Origin of the sequence: Paludicola sp. MB14-C6 (assembly GCF_030908625.1) — a bacterium.
Lineage (GTDB): Bacteria > Bacillota > Clostridia > Oscillospirales > Ruminococcaceae > Paludihabitans.
In genome coordinates, this window is the sequence record NZ_CP133133.1 from 504,149 (window position 1) to 520,586 (window position 16,438).

The window sequence follows — 16,438 nt, forward strand, 5'->3', positions numbered from 1 at the left end:
TTTTTCGTTTTTATCTTTCATAACAATGTGCAAATAATTATAACGCAAAATATAACATTAAATAATCATTTATTATTTTTTGTTAAAAAATCTGACATAGCAACCATATTTCTATATTCAGAAGGGGTGATTCCAACATATTTTTTAAATATATTTGCAAAATAATGTTGGCTATTGAAACCTGATTGATATGTAATCTCCTTTTTAGTAAGTGAAGTGGTAGATAAGAGCTTTTTCGCATTATCTATTCGATATTCGGTTAATATATCGGTAAAATTTTTGGCCATATATTTTTTGATCAATTTACTTGCATAATATGAGGAAATATTTAGATGTTTAGCGACGTCATCTAAACTGATATTTTTATTAAAATTTTGTCTTATATAATCCAAAGCTGTATTCACTTGCGTGTTAACAGTATAGCTTCTGCATATTTTTACACTATTATAGATTTTATCAATAAAAAGGCTTAAATAAAGCTTAATATCATTGAAGTTTTTTATATTAGTAATCTGCATTTTCAACTGATCATCACTAAAAAGTTCTAATGAATTATTTACTGCAACTTCTTTTTCTAACAAAATACTGAATTTATACAAACTTTGAATTGCAATACTCCAATCTTGTTCATAGCATTGTGTTAATTCAATCGTAAAATTATCGATGATTTGACCTAAGTTATCTTCCTCACCTTGCAATATAATACCCGATATTTTTTTAACGTAAAAATTAAAATCCACTTCAGTATTCATCTTGGAATCCTTTATATCTTGATACAAAGCAAAATTAGTATTATTTTGTTTCGCATATTTATTTGCAGTAAGTGCTTCAAAATATGAAACGTGAAATTGCATAATGCTTTCATATATAGAGCCAGCTGAAATATAGAATTCTTTATCAGGCAAGCTTTCTTTTATCAGCATACAAATAAAGTTGGTTATTTCTTTCATCCTTCTTGCTTCTAATATTTCTTGACTCAATATAAAAAACACTATATAATTATGCATTATTTTTCCAATACAATTAAAACCTAGCTTTACTAGATTCATTTTTATATTAAAAAGCAAGGATTCTCTCCTGTCTTTAATATTTACAATAATACAAAATCCACTTTTAATATTCATATCAAGGACTTCACAAATTTGCTCGGATTTTTCATTTGTAATACCGGAAACAAAGCTTAATACACAATCACTTTCAATTAAATCTTTGCTCTTTTTTAATTTACTTCGCAATTCTGAATTTATTTTTTCTTTACTCTTTTGCTCGTCTAGCTTGTTTGTTAAGTTTTTAAAAATTTCAGTTATTTGAGCAATATTGGTAGGCTTTAAAATAAAATCTTCAACGCCTAAATGAATTGCTTCTTTTGCATACTCAAATTTGCTATACGAGGTTAATATAATAAATTTCGTTTTGCAATTTAAACTTTTAATTTCTTTAATTGTTTGTAAACCCGTAATGCCAGGCATATTAATATCAACCATCATTATATCCGGACAATGAATTTTATATAAATCCATTGCTTCAAATCCATTCGCGGCTTCACCTACAATCTCTATATTGGGAAAATTGTTGCGAATCAACAATTTTAAAGCCTCACGTTCTATCGGTTCATCCTCAACTATAATTAGGCTGTACATCTACATCGTCCTCCCGATTATTTGATAAATAAATACAAATAACAACAGTAACGCCACAATCAATACTGCTTTCTATATTAAATTTATGTTTATCTCCATAAAACATCTCAAGTCTGCGCCTTACGTTATATATACCAATACTAGTAGACTCAGCAAATTCATCAATATCATCTATATTATCGATATTCATAGTTAATCTTTCAAGCTGATCTGAATCCATGCCTTTTCCGTTATCTTCAATTTTAATAATAATCTCATTTTCATTAGCTTGTACAACTAAGGCTACACGAGCATTTGATATAATGTCCTTTACGCCGTGTGTAACGCTGTTTTCTATTAACGGCTGTAATGTCATACCGGGCATTTTAATGGTAGGAATATCATCATCAATATGCGTTTCAAATTTTATTCTATCGCCAAAACGGGCAGTTTGTATTCTTATATAATTTTTCACACACTCAATTTCTTGAATAATGTCGGAAACTTTATCGGATTTATCCAAGCCGTATCTTAATAAATCAGAAGTAATTACCATTAAATCGCTTGTTTTTTGCGCACCCTCAATATACGCAAATTTAGATATTATATTCAAAGTATTAAATAAAAAATGAGGGTTTATTTGGCTTTGCAAGGTTTTAAGTTTTGATAAGGTAAGCGTTTTGTTAATTCTAAGATTTTCATTTTCTTTAATTAACAACTTTTGTTTCAGTTCTGCTTTTTCTTGAATACTGTTAACATATTCTTGAAGACTGATTGCCATTTCATCAAAAGCTTGTAATAATACGCCTATTTCTTTGCTTCCGTTTTTAACCTCGCTTACATTAAATCTGCCAACTTTTATACTATTGATATTTTCAACTATACTTTCAATTGGCTTTGTTATACTTCTTATTAGAAAATATACAAATATAAAAGCTGCCGCTAACATTATAATAATAATAGCAATAGCAATTCCTATCTGCATTCGTAAACTTTCAAGCACAGATTCTTTAATAAGCAGCATATCATTCGTAACATATTTAAAATAATCAATGGATGTTGCATCTATTAAACCATGTAAATGCATCAGTTCATCATACTCATCTTCTGTGATACGATGATTCATGTCATCGTAAGTTATTTCTTTAACAAGATTTTTATAATTCACAAACATATTTTCAAGTAATACACATCTAAAACGCAATTCCTCTTTTGAATGGCTTTTAAGATAATTTAAATTACCTTGTGCTTTATTCACACTACTAATATATTTATCGTAATCTTGCGTATTATAAGAATATAAATAACTTTTTATATGCTCACTGCTTCCTTTTAAATTTTCATAAAACAAGCTGAGCTGATTATAGGATTCGGAGAAATTATTATATGTTTTTACAAGTTTAATACTGCTGAAATTTGTCATTGTAATAATTATAATAACAAAAAACAATATAACCATAGTAAAAGAGATTAATCGCATTCGTAAACTTCCGTGGTAATTTTTAAACAAATAAAATTCCCCCTTTTAATCTATTATATCAAAATATGTATAACAAGTATACTTTTATTATAAAAAACGAGCAACAAATATCTTCATACAACATTTGCTGCTCGTCGTCTTCTTTGGTTATTCGTATTTTCCGTGTGCAAGAACAGTATTAGAAAATGAAAAAATATTATTTTCAGGAGTTCCCTTTGGAAGTGCACAACCTGCGCCTATTACCAAACCTTCGCCCTTAAAAATATCAAGAATTCTTTTCGCTTGAGCTTCCAATATATCTGGAGTGCCAAAATAAAATACTCCTGATGGATCAATTGGGCCAAACATGGTACATTTACCTTTCATCAACTCGTGTGCTCTTTCAATATTCGTTTTGTAATCAACTTCTATTGCCGGAAAACCTGCCGCTACTACATCTTCTAATATATTATCAAGATTTCCGCATATATGACAAACTGTAAGTATATTTTCCTTTTTTAAATCAGCAGCCATACGTTTATGATAAGGAAATGCATATTTGTTATACATAGCTCGACTGATTAAATCAGGTCCGCATGAACTGTCGCCAAAGCTTGTAATATCAGCGCCTGCACTCTTAATCATTTTATGATATTCAATGTGAACATCATATGCTCTATCAATCAATTTTAGAATATCTTCTTCCATATCTTCATCAAGCAAGTCAGCCATAAAGTTTTCCATACCATATGAAAGCATCGCTAAACTGAAAGGAGCTTGATCGGCATTACCTCTAACAAGAATCTCATCGCCTACTTCATTTTTTATAAGTGATACTGCTTCAAGCAAAATTTTAATTCTTTCATTACTATATAATTTTTGAGGATCCATAGCCTCCATACATTTTTCTACGCCACCAGCAATTCCGGAAGTTACTCTTGCAGGTTCATCATTTGGAAAATCTGTAGGAACTCCTATTGCGTTAGCCTCCATACAGGTATCAATATCGATTAAAATACCATCCAGTTTATATTTTCTTGCTGCATCTACAAATGCTCTTGCAATTTTTTTAGGATCTTGTCTAAATTCATTCAGTGTATATCCTTTTTCATTTGCTGCAGCCATAAAGTTATGGAGCATCATTGGTGTTCTATCCGGTTTTTCGCCTTTTAAAGCTGCCATTATTCTTTCATATCCGGTCATTATTAAGCATCCTCTCAGTATATAGTTTATTAAAGGTATTTTGCAAGGCAGTAAAACTGCCTTGCAAAATACAAATTATTAGGAGTTTATTTCAAGTCAACTTTTTCTTTTAGTTTTTCTGCATAAGTTGCAATATTGTCTTTATTTACACTAATTGTACCAGCATCGTTAAATACTTTTTCAGGTTTTTTGCCTTCTTTAATGTTTTGATATAACCAATATGCAGCTTGGTAACCATAATTATAGAAAGATGTTACAACGCTACCGTTAATGTTGCCGGATTTAATTAAAGCTAGAGTTTCTTCGATATCGTCAACTGCGTATACGCTAACTTTATCTTTGATACCCATTTCTTTAGCAACGTTAGCACAAGCTGGTCCTGCTTCTGCAGCAAGGTTAATCGCAACATTGATTTCAGGATATGTTTTAAATGTATTTTGCCATTCAGTTGTTGCTTTCATCTTATCGGATTTAGATTCGCTGATATTAACTAATTTAAATCCGCCTGGATGTTTAGAGAATACATTTTTAATTGCTGCTACTTGGTCTTGTGCTGCTTGGTAATTCAAAGCTGCTACTTGGATTGAAGCAGTAATAGGTTTATCTTTACCTACATTTTTAACTGCATCATCATAAAGTGCTTGTGCTTGTACGTTAACGTCTTTACCAAAGAAAGCAAGTTTATTAACATCAGCAATATCAGAGTCAACGATTAGAACAGGAATTTTTTTGTCTACTGCTTTATTAACAGGAGCAGCTGGAACAAGTCCTTGAGTAATGATTGCGTCAGCACCTTGTGCAACAGCAGTTTCTACTAATTTAGCCATTTCATCTGGTGAAATGTTTTGTGGACCTACCCAGTCACCTTTGATTTTTAATTCTTTGCAAGCTGCGTCAAAGCCATCTTTTGCCAATAACCAAACGGGATGTGCAAGTAAAGGAGATACGTAAACAAAATGCAATTGTTCGTCTTTGTTTGTCTTACTAGTATCATTGCCATTAGAAGTAGAAGATTTACCACAAGCTACGAATGATAAAGCCATACAAAAAACTAATATAAGCGCTATAAATTTTTTCATTTTTTTAACCCCTTTTCAAATAATTATTTATAAGAATAGCAAAACTATACTTATCAAATTAAACATTTGATGATGCTTGAAGAATGGATACTTCATCAGCTTCATCTTTATTCATTTCCTTAACGACTGTTCCCTTGCCTAAAACGATAAATCTGTCACACATTGCTAATAATTCAGGAAGCTCAGATGAAATCATAACAATACTAATACCATTTTTAGCTAGATCGAGAATTATTTTATATATCTCGGATTTTGTTCCTACGTCGATACCACGTGTTGGCTCATCAAGCATTAACACTTTTAAATCTGTCATCAGCCATTTAGCTAAGATAACTTTTTGTTGATTTCCACCTGATAAACTTGTAATCATTGTTTTATCACTAGGAGCTTTTACACGTAAAACATCAAAATATTTTTTTACCAAGCTTCTTTCCTTGTTATGATCTAAGAGTAATCCTTTGCTAATTTTATTGAGTACCGTAAGTGTCATATTTTCTCTGATAGACATTGTTTTTACAATACCATTTTTCTTTCTGTCTTCTGTTAAAAGACCGATACCGTATTTTTTTGCATCTTTAGGAGAATTTATAGTTATCTTTTTGCCATTTAAATAAATATCTCCTTGTGTCTTAGGAATTGTACCGAAAATAGCATTGATAAGCTCACTTCTACCGGAACCTACTAGCCCTGTAAGTCCTAATATTTCGCCTTTCTTCAAAGAAAAAGATGCATTCTCAATAATATTTTTACCATATGCAAATAGATGAGGCACTGTAAAATTTTCTACTCTTAAGACTTCATCGCCTACAGTTTTTTCAATGGTAGGATACATTACATCTAGCTTTCTACCAATCATATCTTCTATAACTGATTTTGAATCATATCCATTTTCTTTTAGATACTCGCTAATATAAAATCCATCACGTAATATTACCATTCTATCACACAAGTCAAATACTTCGTCAAGTTTATGCGAAATGTAAAGACAAGAAATTCCTTGTTCTTTTAGTTCACGCAATACCATCATAAGCTTTTGCGTTTCACCTTCGGTTAGAACGGAGGTTGGTTCATCCAAAATTAGAATTTTAGGATTACGAACCAAGCTTCTTGCAATACTTACAAGCTGTTGCATAGATGGATTCAAACTTCTCGCTGTAACTGTTACATCGATATCTGCATGTAAACGTTTGAGCGTATCAGTAGCCAACTGTCTCGTTTTTTTCCAATCTATTGTCCCGATTTTGGTTTGTGGCATACAGCCAAGCAAAATGTTTTCTGCAACTGTTAAATCAAGCTCCAAATTCAATTCTTGATAAATCATTGCGATACCTTTTGCCTCTGATTGTATTGGTGAGTTGAATTTACATTCTTCACCATGTAAATAAATCTTGCCTTCTACCTCATTATAGGGATACATACCGCTGAGTATTTTCATTAAAGTTGATTTACCAGCACCATTTTCACCCATTACACCCAATATTTCATTTTCATATAGTTTCATTGAAACATCTTTAAGGGCAACTGTTCCAAGAAAACGTTTTGTTACGTTTTCAACCGATAATACAACGTTTCTTTCAGCCAATTTTGCTCTCCCCCTATTTAGTAGATTTAATTGAGTTTTTAAGTATTAGTTTACGTTTATATTGGTCAAGCATAACTGCTAATATTAAAATTGCACCTACAACTAATTGTTGCCAATATACTGAAATTCTCATCAATGTTAATGAGTTTGTAAGTATTTCCATAAACAATCCGCCAAGAACTGCGCCAAAAATTGTACCCATTCCACCAAGAGCAGATGTTCCACCAATGATAGCACCACAGATAACTGTCATTTCATAACCTGTACCTGCTGCAGCTTCAGCTGAACCTAGTCTTGCTGCCATGAACACACCAGCAAGAGCAGCTAATGTTGAAGAAATTACGTATACTAAGAATTTTGTTTTCTTTGTGTTAATTCCCGAAATTCTTGCAGCTTCTTCATTTCCACCTAATGCGTAAACGGAACGTCCAAATCCTGTATGTGTTAAGATAACATGGAATAGAATCGCTACTGCAATAGAAGCTATAACTATCATCGGAATTCCGAAAAGTGAAGTTTTTTCAATATTCATAAGTTCTTTTGGTAGTGGATAAATTGGAACACCTTGCGTTAAAACTGAAACCAATCCACGTGCTGCATATTGCATACCCAATGTTACGATTAGTGGAGGAATATTTGCTTTAACAATAATGAAGCCGTTTACTGCTCCCACCAATACGCCAGAAAGAACACCTAAAATTATTGCTATAGGAACCGGTAATCCCATTTTACATGAAAGACCAGTAACAACTCCACCTAGTGCCAAAACAGAACCAACTGAAAGGTCAAGTCCGCCTGTTAACAATGTAAGAGTAGTACCTGCAATTGAGATCAGTGCAAACCCTGATGAGTGTAACACATTAAATATGTTTTCCTTTGATGCGAACGTTGGATTGATACAAGTTACAAAAATAATATAAAAGATAAGAGCTAAGATGATACTGCTCTCTTGTTTTTGTAAAAATATCCTTGATACAATTGCTAATGGATTTTCTTTTTTTTCGCTTAGTGAATTTTTCGCCATATTCTATAACCTCCGTTTCTTCTATGTGTTTATTATATATAATAATTTGCATAGTTGTACAAATATATTGTATATAATGTTGCTAAGGTTTGAACTATATTGCTAAATTATGAAATATATTTATGAGCAGTGTGCAATATTTTGTTATTTTATTAAATTTTTGCACTGTGACTTTACAATTTATTGATAGAAACTTGTTTTTTCAATCTTACAATTAGTAATTTATTGGTGAATTGTTTAACCTCTACATAATGACAAAATACAAAAGATATTTGCCAAACACATCACTTATGGTATAATAAAATAGAAAAATCATTAACTTTTTAAGAGGTAATTTATGAATATCAATCAAACAAAGGATATTAGAACTGCAAATCGCATTAAAATAATTGATGCTATTATAAAAAACAAAGAGATATCTCGTGTAGAGATTTCAAAAGCAGCTAACCTTAATAAAGCAACTATATCTACCATAGTAAAAGAGTGGATTGACCTTAATATTATAACAGAAACAGAGCTTGGAAGCTCGTCAGGCGGACGCAAGCCTATTATGCTAATGCAAAACCCTAATGCGGGTTATTGCATTGCAATTGATATCGGTGTTACAAAAATAAAAGTTATTATTACGAATTTATGTAATGAAATTAAAGAAACTTATAATATTCCTCTTGTAACCAACCAATTTGTTACTAACTACAAGCAACTTTATACCTATCTTGACAAGGTAATTTCAGCAATGGATCCATCGCCCTATGGTATTATTGGCATAGGAATATCCGTAAGAGGTGTTGTTGACTTAGAAGGTGTGATACGAAATGTACCTATACTCAAATGGAAAAACATTGATATTAGAAGTCTTTTAATTGATCGATATCATGTTCCTGTATTTGTTAACAATGACGGTAACTTAATGGCTCTTGCTGAACAAGAAAACAATAATCAGTATGATAATTTTGCTGTTATTAGCATTACAGATGTCATTTCTACAGGTTTGGTTATTAACGGCAAGCTTTTACAAGGACATCATGGTTTTGCCAATGCAATTGGACATCATACAATCAATTTCACAGAAACAGCACAATGTTCTTGTGGCAAATACGGTTGTTGGGAACAATATTGCTCAAACGATGCAGTTATTAACCAAATGAATCAATTAATAGATAAACCCATTAGCCGTATTCAAGAATTCATTGCTATGGTTAAAATTCAAGATCCTTCAGCAATGATAGTTTTAAATCAATTTATTAAAAATCTTGCCATTGGAATAGATAACATTATTTTTGTTTTGGATTGTGAAGTTATCATTATTAACTCTGAAATCGTATCTGCTCTTCCTTATATTATTTCTGAGGTTCTCAAAAATACGGTTCTTCCTATTACACAGACACAGGATATTTTTATTTCTCAGTTAGGCGAAGATGCAGCAATTTTAGGTGCATCAAAGCATTGTATTTATAATTTTTATACTGAATTAGCAAATCATCCTAAATATGATTAACACTTATTCACTACGCTCAAATAAGCAGTAAAAGCGGTGCCAGTAATGAAACTGACACCGCTTTTAGGTTTATTTAGCTTAGTAAATTAACTTATGTCTGAAATAGAAGAAATGGTCGCTATGAGAATGGATAGATAACATTTTTGTATGTGGATGATCTTTAGAACCAAATTCTTTTCCAAACTTACCAATTGATAGCGCTTGACCACCAATATAAAGACAAGAATAGTTAAAGAAAAGCTCGTCCATTAAACCTTGAGAAACTAAATAATGCATATATGTTGGAGTTTCAACAAGAACCTTATTCAATCCAAATTTCTTCATAATGTATAATGCAACTTGTGAGTTTGGCGCATTGTCGCCTGTTGCTATGACAATAACCTTATTTTGATTTTCTTTCATAAGGTTAATCATATCTTCCGTTACATCTTTCACATTATTAACAGGACCAATTACAACATATTCATTTTTAATATTTTCTTCTATTACCTTTATACCTGCTGCTGATGTACTAATCATTACAGGTATTTCAGGTGAATGGAAAAGAACATGATCAAAAGGAATATCTGTTGCATCAAGTGAAGAGATAATATTCCATGGAACAGGCGTTAAGCCTGCATCAATTCTTGCATCTTCTAAATCTTGATCAAAAACATGACAAGTATAATCGCTCTCTGCTTGCATCGTTCCAGCACCGATAATATCGCCATCGCAAGAAGCACGAAGCATATTTAAAATCCACCAGTCAGCAGTTGCACCATCTTCATCGTACTGATTTAATTTTGCAATCAATGGACCTTGTGGTGCATCAGTAAATGCAATTTTACCATCGATTGATGTTACAAGGGAAGTATAAGTGTATGGTCTATCCTCGTGTAATTCAACAAATTTAAGCTCACCATAAATATCTTTTATATGATCACAAGTTAACGTAGTAATCTTTGCATTTTTTAAATCTTCGCTTTCGTAGATTTTATTTAATTTAATTTTTTCTACGTCAAACGGCATTTTAAATAATGAAGTAGCCATTCAATTGTATCTCCTTTTTTTATATTAAGCTTCCGCCACAAACGTGCATAATCTCACCTGTGATAAATCCGCTTTCATCACTTGATAGGAAAGAAATTGCGTTTGCCATATCTTCAATTTTGCCCATTTTGTGTAGTGGATATATGCTAGCGTAAGCTTCTTCCAAAGCTGCTGGATCTTCTGCTTCTTGAAAGCGTTGCTCAATCATTGGTGTGCGAACAAGACCAGGAAGAATACAGTTTACACGAATGTGAGGTGCATATTCAAGAGCAATACATTTTGTTAACATAATTACGCCTGCTTTAGATGGACAGTAGCCGATTCTTTCTGGAATTGGATGAACGCCAAGGTCAGAACCAACTGTTACTATTGTAGAATTTTCTTGTTTCTTAAGCTCAACAATAGCCGCTTTTGCCATATTGAATACGCCGCCTAGGTTAATTTGTAATTCTCGATTAAATGATTCTGAAGTTGTTGATTCTAGTGAGCCAACAAAAGTTACACCTGCACAGCAAACTAGCTTATTCACTTTACCGAATGCTTTTACTGCCTCTGCCACAACATTTTCTGCTTGTTCAAATTTTGTAAGATCTGCTTGAACGTAAATTGCATTTTTATCTTCGATTTTCATAGATGGTTCAATACCGCAACCTACTACTTTTGCACCTTCTGCTAAGAAATGTTTTGCTACACCCTCGCCGATACCTGATGATGCGCCTGTTATAATTACTACTTTATTTTCGAATTTCATTTTAAAGCCTTCCTTCCATACCCGCTGGTATTTTTACGAAACCGAATTTCAATTTATCTTAATTGATAAATTGAACTATTTATCATTCGGTTTCAATTTTTTTATAATACTAATATTACTTAGAACTATTTGCTTGATTTAATTTATTTGCCAGTTCAACTACGTCCTTTGCAATGTCTTGTCGTGTTTCTAATGAATCAACATCACTATTTGGCAAACAAACTTCGCCAACTAATTCAGCGCTTAAATCATTTAGCAAGTTTTTAAATACAAGCTCTCCACCTAAGAATTGATTTTCAAAGCTTGGTGCTCCGCCTACCATCAAGATTGCACCTTTTTTAATAAAATGTGTTGGCATATCGTTTCTAATATGTCCAGCCCAATACAGTTGCAATCGGTCAATTAAGCTTTTCAGCTCTCCTGTTATAGAATGAAAATACATTGGTGATGCAAGGATAATATTATCTGCTTCTTCTATTTTTTGATAAATATCTTGCATTCCATCTTTAATGCTGCAACCTTTTTTATGCCAACAAAAGCGACAATCCTTACATGGTTGAACTTCTGTTCTATAAGCGTCAATAATTTCTTTTTCGCCCTCTAAATTTTCAAGCAGCAAATCAACCATTGCTCTTGTATGACCCTTTTCCCTTGCAGAGCCAAAAAAAACTAAAGTCTTCATTTAAAATCTCCCTATCAGACAACACAAAAGCATGCTTCTTATTCTTTTGATGCCTCTGCTAATTCTAATTTCTTTTCCTCTTCTAAATCAGCTTGATGTGCTTTTTGATTAAACTTCATAAAATGAAGAACAAAGAACGCAACTGCGCATACTGAGTATACAATTACAAAGCTAGTTTGGAATTTATAACCACTTGTGAATAAAATTCCAGGTGAGTGAATCATACCAATCAATGTTAAGAATAATCCAGCGATATTCGCAATAGCAACTTTTTTCCAGTTGTTATCAATAATAAACACAAAGATACAACCAACAATCAAACCGATAAATGCTGAACCCGGTTGGAAAATCTTAAATCCTGTTAATGTTCCTTCCGGTACTTTACCAACAATAAAGTCCATTACAACCGGTAGTGAAGCTAGAATTACTGCAGGATAATGTTTCTTTTTCACAACATCGAAAGCTTGTGCATAGCTGGAAATACCAACGAATACAAGAATAGGTAAAACAGATGCTTCAGGAATGAATGCATTGATAATTGCAGTTAAACCTGTTAAACAAACTATTGCATACAATACAACAATACCTAAATGGTAGCCTGTTCCCGCTTTCATCTTTTTCCATCCTGGATAACCCCAGTATAGACCTAATGCAAGTGGGCTTCCGAAAAGTGCACTAATTATAGTTGCAACACCAGCAATTACAAGAGGTTGCGTTGTTGTAAAATAATCATCGCCACATTCAACTGCTTGTTCAACACCTTGAATACCAGTAATAACTTCACTGATTGAGAAAACAATGATAATTGGTAAGTAGTTAATCGTTGTAGATATAACTTCAGGTGAGAAAATACCGAATGTTAGTTTAGGTATATATAGTCCCACGTTTGCAAATGAACTTGTTACTGCACCAAAATCCATTAAACCGGTTGCCCAGCCAATACCTGCACCAATTACAAGTGCAATTAATGCTGCTGGTAATTTTGTATTTACTTTTCCTAAATAAATTACAAATAAAACAACTAATGAAACCCAACCAACTAAAGGCATTTTTAAAACGCCGTCCATTGATTGTAAAATCATAAATGCCATTGCACCACCTGCCAAAGAACCAAACAAAGCTCCGGATGGAACAATTTTCAATAATTTAGGCACAACAAAAGCACCAATAACAAACACTAAACCACCGATTAAGTTTGCAAATACACCAACTTTAAATGCCATTAACGGATTTTTTGTTGCCATACAAACTGGAAGCATAATGCTAAATAGCCAGATAAACATACGACCTGTTTGCATACCTGCTGGAATAGCAGTTAACTCAGGATCGTTTCTTTTCTTCGCAATACTGCGATAGTAGAACCACAAGCAACCATTTAACAAAATAATACCGATTAACAAACCTGGCATCATTGTGCCAAATACAGTGCCGCTATCTAATTTGAATGTGCCTACTAAAACGGCAATCGCCACGATTACCTTAGAGAAACCATCAAAAAATACACCAATGGAAGCATCCATATCGGATTTTTTGAAAAATGGTATTTTTACATTATCCATTTTTAACCTATCCTTTCTTACTTTGGTTTGAAATCCTATCTTTCAAACCTTTTACTTTCTTTTCTATTTATCGTTAACAGTATAATTAAATGATTTTTCAAGTACTGCTAAATTAAATTCACCAGCTTTAAAACTTTTTCCAGTTCGTTGGTTTATAATTAAAACCTTCGCAGGAGAATACATTTCCATTGGCACCTTATAGAAATCGCAGCCGTGCTCTTGATATATCTTTTGGAACATATTTCCGTATTCAGAACATTTATCAGATGTTATTTTTCCGATAACCGCTTCAATCTCACTATCTTCACAATCAACTGTAAATGTAGATTGACCGCCGTACATTAAAACATCATTTAATCTTCCCATCGCAATTAAATCATCTTTTACTACAGGAGGAACTACGCAAAAGCCATGTGCCTCAATGATGTTATCAAGATTAAATTTCTCTTCTGTCATACGATGTAAAGTTTGCTCAAGTATTCTAGCAGCAACCTCAACAGAACATACTGTGCTTCCGCTTGCAGCTAAGATAATATATAAATCTTGTGGTTCTACGCCTGTTGCATCTATTAAATCTTGTACTTCATCTTCAGACATTCTGGTTCCTTTTTCTACTGTAAGAACAGCCTTATGGTATTTGTCTGAATAATCACTGTATTTTTCTAACCAGTCACCGGCTTTACGTGCAACCGTTCTTCCAGGTCCTGCTAATACAGGTGCATATTTTCCCGGTCTTAATTCCCATCCGGAAATATTGCAGCCTGCTTGTTGTAGAACAACGTGATCAGAATGAACATGTACTGCATTGTAATAAACATCACCAATTCGTTCTGGGAATGTTTCAAGGGTAATTTCATTTAATCCGCCAAATAGTATTTCAGTTACAAGCTTTGCAGCCTCCCAGCCACCACTCGCTTCAACGCCTGCATCAATAATATTTGCACCGCAGATACTATAAACCTTTACTTTATAAGCTTCAGGATCATGCATCATTTTTTCAGCAAGCTTAACTGCTTTTTCATTTACACTAATCATAGTTTCCCTCCATCAATTTTAATGATTTTGAAAGTAATAATAAAAATATAATCTTTTTATTATTATCTATCAAAATTGATTTACAATAACATAGTTTAAGTCGCAAACTATGTGTTTTTATGTAAACCCTTTATGATAAACCATAAAGGGTTTGCAACTAATTAAGGTTTGGAATCATATCTTCTTCGGTTGTGTTAATTCCATTCTTCTTAACAAAATAATGCTTATAAAACAGTATTGCTCCAACACAAAGATAAACAAGGCCTAAAATAACTCCTGTTTTCGGAAAAAATGCGAGAGATTCACAATGAATCAATCCTATCATAGAGCTTGCAGATAATACAACTGCAAAAAAGCCAGCGTTTATATATTTTTTATCAATGACACAAGCCAATAAACCAGCAATTAAAAGACTAGATAAAAATGCACCATAACTTAAGATTTGAATACCTTTCATTGGAACTGAAAACTCAGCAAATTTTTCAAATGCAATCTTTGCTGTTGTAGTTCCTGCAGCTTGTATAGCCGAATCAATAAGTACTTGTATATATTGAAATACAATTGGCACCATCGAAATAAGTATAACTGTAAAATATTTTTTATCCATGCTCTTAACCGTACTCTGCGCAACTGAAAATCCAACAAATATGAGCAATACAATGACTACTTCAGAAGGAATTACTGCCATTACCACGCCCGTTAAGCCTGTTAAACCAATCAACAAATATAAAATCGCAACTATAACAGAATATCCTGCACGAGCGCCAATTTCTTTCCATCCCGGATGTCCAAAATATACTGTTGTAGGAAATGGATTTCCGAAAAGTGAGCCTACCATCGTGCTAACTCCATCCATTACCATAGACAAGCATTCAGGATATTCATCTCCAGCCTCTTTTGCACTTTCAATACCTTGTAGAGTAGAAAGAAAGTTATTTATTTGAAGTGGGATGATAATTGGTAAATACGGAACGATATACTTAAATCCTGAAAATATTTCTTCAAAACAAGGCCGAGGAATATATAAACCTACTTGATTAAACGATGTAAATAGGTTATCAATTGTCAAATATCCGGTTGCCCATGAAATTGCCGTACCAATAACAATTGCGATAACTCCAGAAGGTATTTTTTTAAAGCGTTTATCTGCTTTTCCAAGATAATCAATAATAATGATAAATAACGGAAGAACTGCATAAATAGGTTTATCAAATACAAACGCCATTCCAACAAATGAGAGCCAAACGATTCCCGCACTAGCCATATTGCCAAGCAGAGCACTTTGTGGAACTACCTTTACTATCCAACGGCCACAAAAGCCACCCATTATCTCAACAAAACTTCCTATAAACGTTGCAGCTAAGCCTACTTTATATGCTATCATTGCATCGCCTGTTTGCCAATACACAGGACCCATTATCAAGTAAAGCCAACCAGTAAGCTGCGAGGCACCAATGCCAAAAGGTTGCGAGGTTACATCATGTCGTTGCTCTTTTTGTGCTAATTTCTTAGCTTCAAAAAAGTACCATAGGTTACCTGCGAAATTGATAAAACCAATAGCAGGAACTATCCTACCAATTACAAGTGAAGCAGGCATTCCAAAAACATAAATCATGATTCCTGTAGCGGTTAATATTTTTGAAAAGCCATCAAAAAACAGACCGAATGCAGCGTCAATATCACCTTTTCCCCACCATTTATACTTAAATTTCATATGTTGTTTGTATCATAATTTCATTTGAAGTTAAATCTAAATGGAATCACGATACTCCCCTTCCCCCTCTTGTTTTTGTTTTTATCATTTTTAAACTAGTTAATTTAAGTCTTAAACTAACTTCTGTATATAATCTACTATATAATTAACGGTTTGTCAATAATTTATCAATCTTTTTTTATATTTTTTTTATATATTTGAGAG

At 32.8% G+C, this 16,438-nt stretch carries 13 protein-coding genes; 1 reads left to right on the top strand and 12 read right to left on the bottom strand.

All coding sequences use genetic code 11. The annotated features are described in order from the left end of the window. Window positions 1–65 precede the first annotated feature (65 nt). The 6 genes from RBG61_RS02360 to RBG61_RS02385 form a co-directional block, all read right to left on the bottom strand. Window positions 66–1,640: a response regulator gene (locus tag RBG61_RS02360; RefSeq protein ID WP_307945351.1), complete on the bottom strand. Its 1,575-nt coding sequence runs from the start codon at window positions 1,638–1,640 to the stop codon at window positions 66–68. Then, window positions 1,618–3,099, bottom strand: a complete 1,482-nt coding sequence (locus RBG61_RS02365) for a sensor histidine kinase (RefSeq protein ID WP_307945355.1) — start codon at window positions 3,097–3,099, stop codon at window positions 1,618–1,620. Before RBG61_RS02365 ends, RBG61_RS02360 begins: the two co-directional genes overlap by 23 nt. A gap of 147 nt (window positions 3,100–3,246) precedes the next feature. Continuing rightward, complete coding sequence (locus tag RBG61_RS02370) at window positions 3,247–4,281, bottom strand: uroporphyrinogen decarboxylase family protein (protein ID WP_307945357.1); 1,035 nt, start codon at window positions 4,279–4,281, stop codon at window positions 3,247–3,249. Window positions 4,282–4,367: 86 nt separating this feature from the next. Beyond that, the gene (locus tag RBG61_RS02375; protein ID WP_307945360.1) at window positions 4,368–5,360 is read right to left on the bottom strand and encodes a substrate-binding domain-containing protein; all 993 of its coding nucleotides are present in this window, start codon (window positions 5,358–5,360) and stop codon (window positions 4,368–4,370) included. Window positions 5,361–5,418: 58 nt separating this feature from the next. Then, complete coding sequence (locus tag RBG61_RS02380; protein WP_307945362.1) at window positions 5,419–6,942, bottom strand: sugar ABC transporter ATP-binding protein; 1,524 nt, start codon at window positions 6,940–6,942, stop codon at window positions 5,419–5,421. A gap of 13 nt (window positions 6,943–6,955) precedes the next feature. Next, window positions 6,956–7,966: an ABC transporter permease gene (locus tag RBG61_RS02385; protein ID WP_307945365.1), complete on the bottom strand. Its 1,011-nt coding sequence runs from the start codon at window positions 7,964–7,966 to the stop codon at window positions 6,956–6,958. A 337-nt stretch (window positions 7,967–8,303) separates the two neighbouring features. Between RBG61_RS02385 and RBG61_RS02390 the strand changes: the two genes are divergently transcribed. Beyond that, complete coding sequence (locus tag RBG61_RS02390) at window positions 8,304–9,464, top strand: ROK family transcriptional regulator (RefSeq protein ID WP_307945368.1); 1,161 nt, start codon at window positions 8,304–8,306, stop codon at window positions 9,462–9,464. A 78-nt stretch (window positions 9,465–9,542) separates the two neighbouring features. On the opposite strand, the gene RBG61_RS02395 is transcribed toward RBG61_RS02390, so the two are convergent. From RBG61_RS02395 to RBG61_RS02420, 6 genes are all read right to left on the bottom strand, one after another. Further along, window positions 9,543–10,493, bottom strand: coding sequence for a dihydrofolate reductase family protein (locus RBG61_RS02395; protein WP_307945370.1), 951 nt, complete (start codon window positions 10,491–10,493; stop codon window positions 9,543–9,545). A gap of 19 nt (window positions 10,494–10,512) precedes the next feature. Further along, window positions 10,513–11,244: an SDR family NAD(P)-dependent oxidoreductase gene (locus RBG61_RS02400; RefSeq protein ID WP_307945373.1), complete on the bottom strand. Its 732-nt coding sequence runs from the start codon at window positions 11,242–11,244 to the stop codon at window positions 10,513–10,515. A 115-nt stretch (window positions 11,245–11,359) separates the two neighbouring features. Further along, window positions 11,360–11,926, bottom strand: coding sequence for a flavodoxin family protein (locus RBG61_RS02405; protein WP_307945376.1), 567 nt, complete (start codon window positions 11,924–11,926; stop codon window positions 11,360–11,362). Window positions 11,927–11,964: 38 nt separating this feature from the next. Beyond that, window positions 11,965–13,485 carry a permease gene (locus RBG61_RS02410; RefSeq protein ID WP_307945379.1) on the bottom strand — a complete coding sequence of 507 codons (1,521 nt, stop codon included), beginning with the start codon at window positions 13,483–13,485 and terminating at the stop codon, window positions 11,965–11,967. A 63-nt stretch (window positions 13,486–13,548) separates the two neighbouring features. Continuing rightward, window positions 13,549–14,520, bottom strand: a complete 972-nt coding sequence (gene mch, locus RBG61_RS02415; RefSeq protein ID WP_307945381.1) for a methenyltetrahydromethanopterin cyclohydrolase — start codon at window positions 14,518–14,520, stop codon at window positions 13,549–13,551. A gap of 157 nt (window positions 14,521–14,677) precedes the next feature. Next, window positions 14,678–16,234 carry a uracil permease gene (locus RBG61_RS02420; protein WP_307945382.1) on the bottom strand — a complete coding sequence of 519 codons (1,557 nt, stop codon included), beginning with the start codon at window positions 16,232–16,234 and terminating at the stop codon, window positions 14,678–14,680. Window positions 16,235–16,438: the final 204 nt, after the last annotated feature.

Bases quoted from the DNA above. Each gene is read 5' to 3' on its own strand.
- RBG61_RS02375 (WP_307945360.1), bottom strand. From the start codon at position 5,360: ATGAAAAAATTTATAGCGCTTATATTAGTTTTTTGTATGGCTTTATCA.
- RBG61_RS02390 (WP_307945368.1), top strand. From the start codon at position 8,304: ATGAATATCAATCAAACAAAGGATATTAGAACTGCAAATCGCATTAAA.
- RBG61_RS02410 (WP_307945379.1), bottom strand. From the start codon at position 13,485: ATGGATAATGTAAAAATACCATTTTTCAAAAAATCCGATATGGATGCT.
- RBG61_RS02385 (WP_307945365.1), bottom strand. From the start codon at position 7,966: ATGGCGAAAAATTCACTAAGCGAAAAAAAAGAAAATCCATTAGCAATT.
- RBG61_RS02395 (WP_307945370.1), bottom strand. From the start codon at position 10,493: ATGGCTACTTCATTATTTAAAATGCCGTTTGACGTAGAAAAAATTAAA.
- RBG61_RS02420 (WP_307945382.1), bottom strand. From the start codon at position 16,234: ATGAAATTTAAGTATAAATGGTGGGGAAAAGGTGATATTGACGCTGCA.
- RBG61_RS02360 (WP_307945351.1), bottom strand. From the start codon at position 1,640: ATGTACAGCCTAATTATAGTTGAGGATGAACCGATAGAACGTGAGGCT.
- mch (WP_307945381.1), bottom strand. From the start codon at position 14,520: ATGATTAGTGTAAATGAAAAAGCAGTTAAGCTTGCTGAAAAAATGATG.
- RBG61_RS02400 (WP_307945373.1), bottom strand. From the start codon at position 11,244: ATGAAATTCGAAAATAAAGTAGTAATTATAACAGGCGCATCATCAGGT.
- RBG61_RS02370 (WP_307945357.1), bottom strand. From the start codon at position 4,281: ATGACCGGATATGAAAGAATAATGGCAGCTTTAAAAGGCGAAAAACCG.
- RBG61_RS02365 (WP_307945355.1), bottom strand. From the start codon at position 3,099: ATGCGATTAATCTCTTTTACTATGGTTATATTGTTTTTTGTTATTATA.
- RBG61_RS02405 (WP_307945376.1), bottom strand. From the start codon at position 11,926: ATGAAGACTTTAGTTTTTTTTGGCTCTGCAAGGGAAAAGGGTCATACA.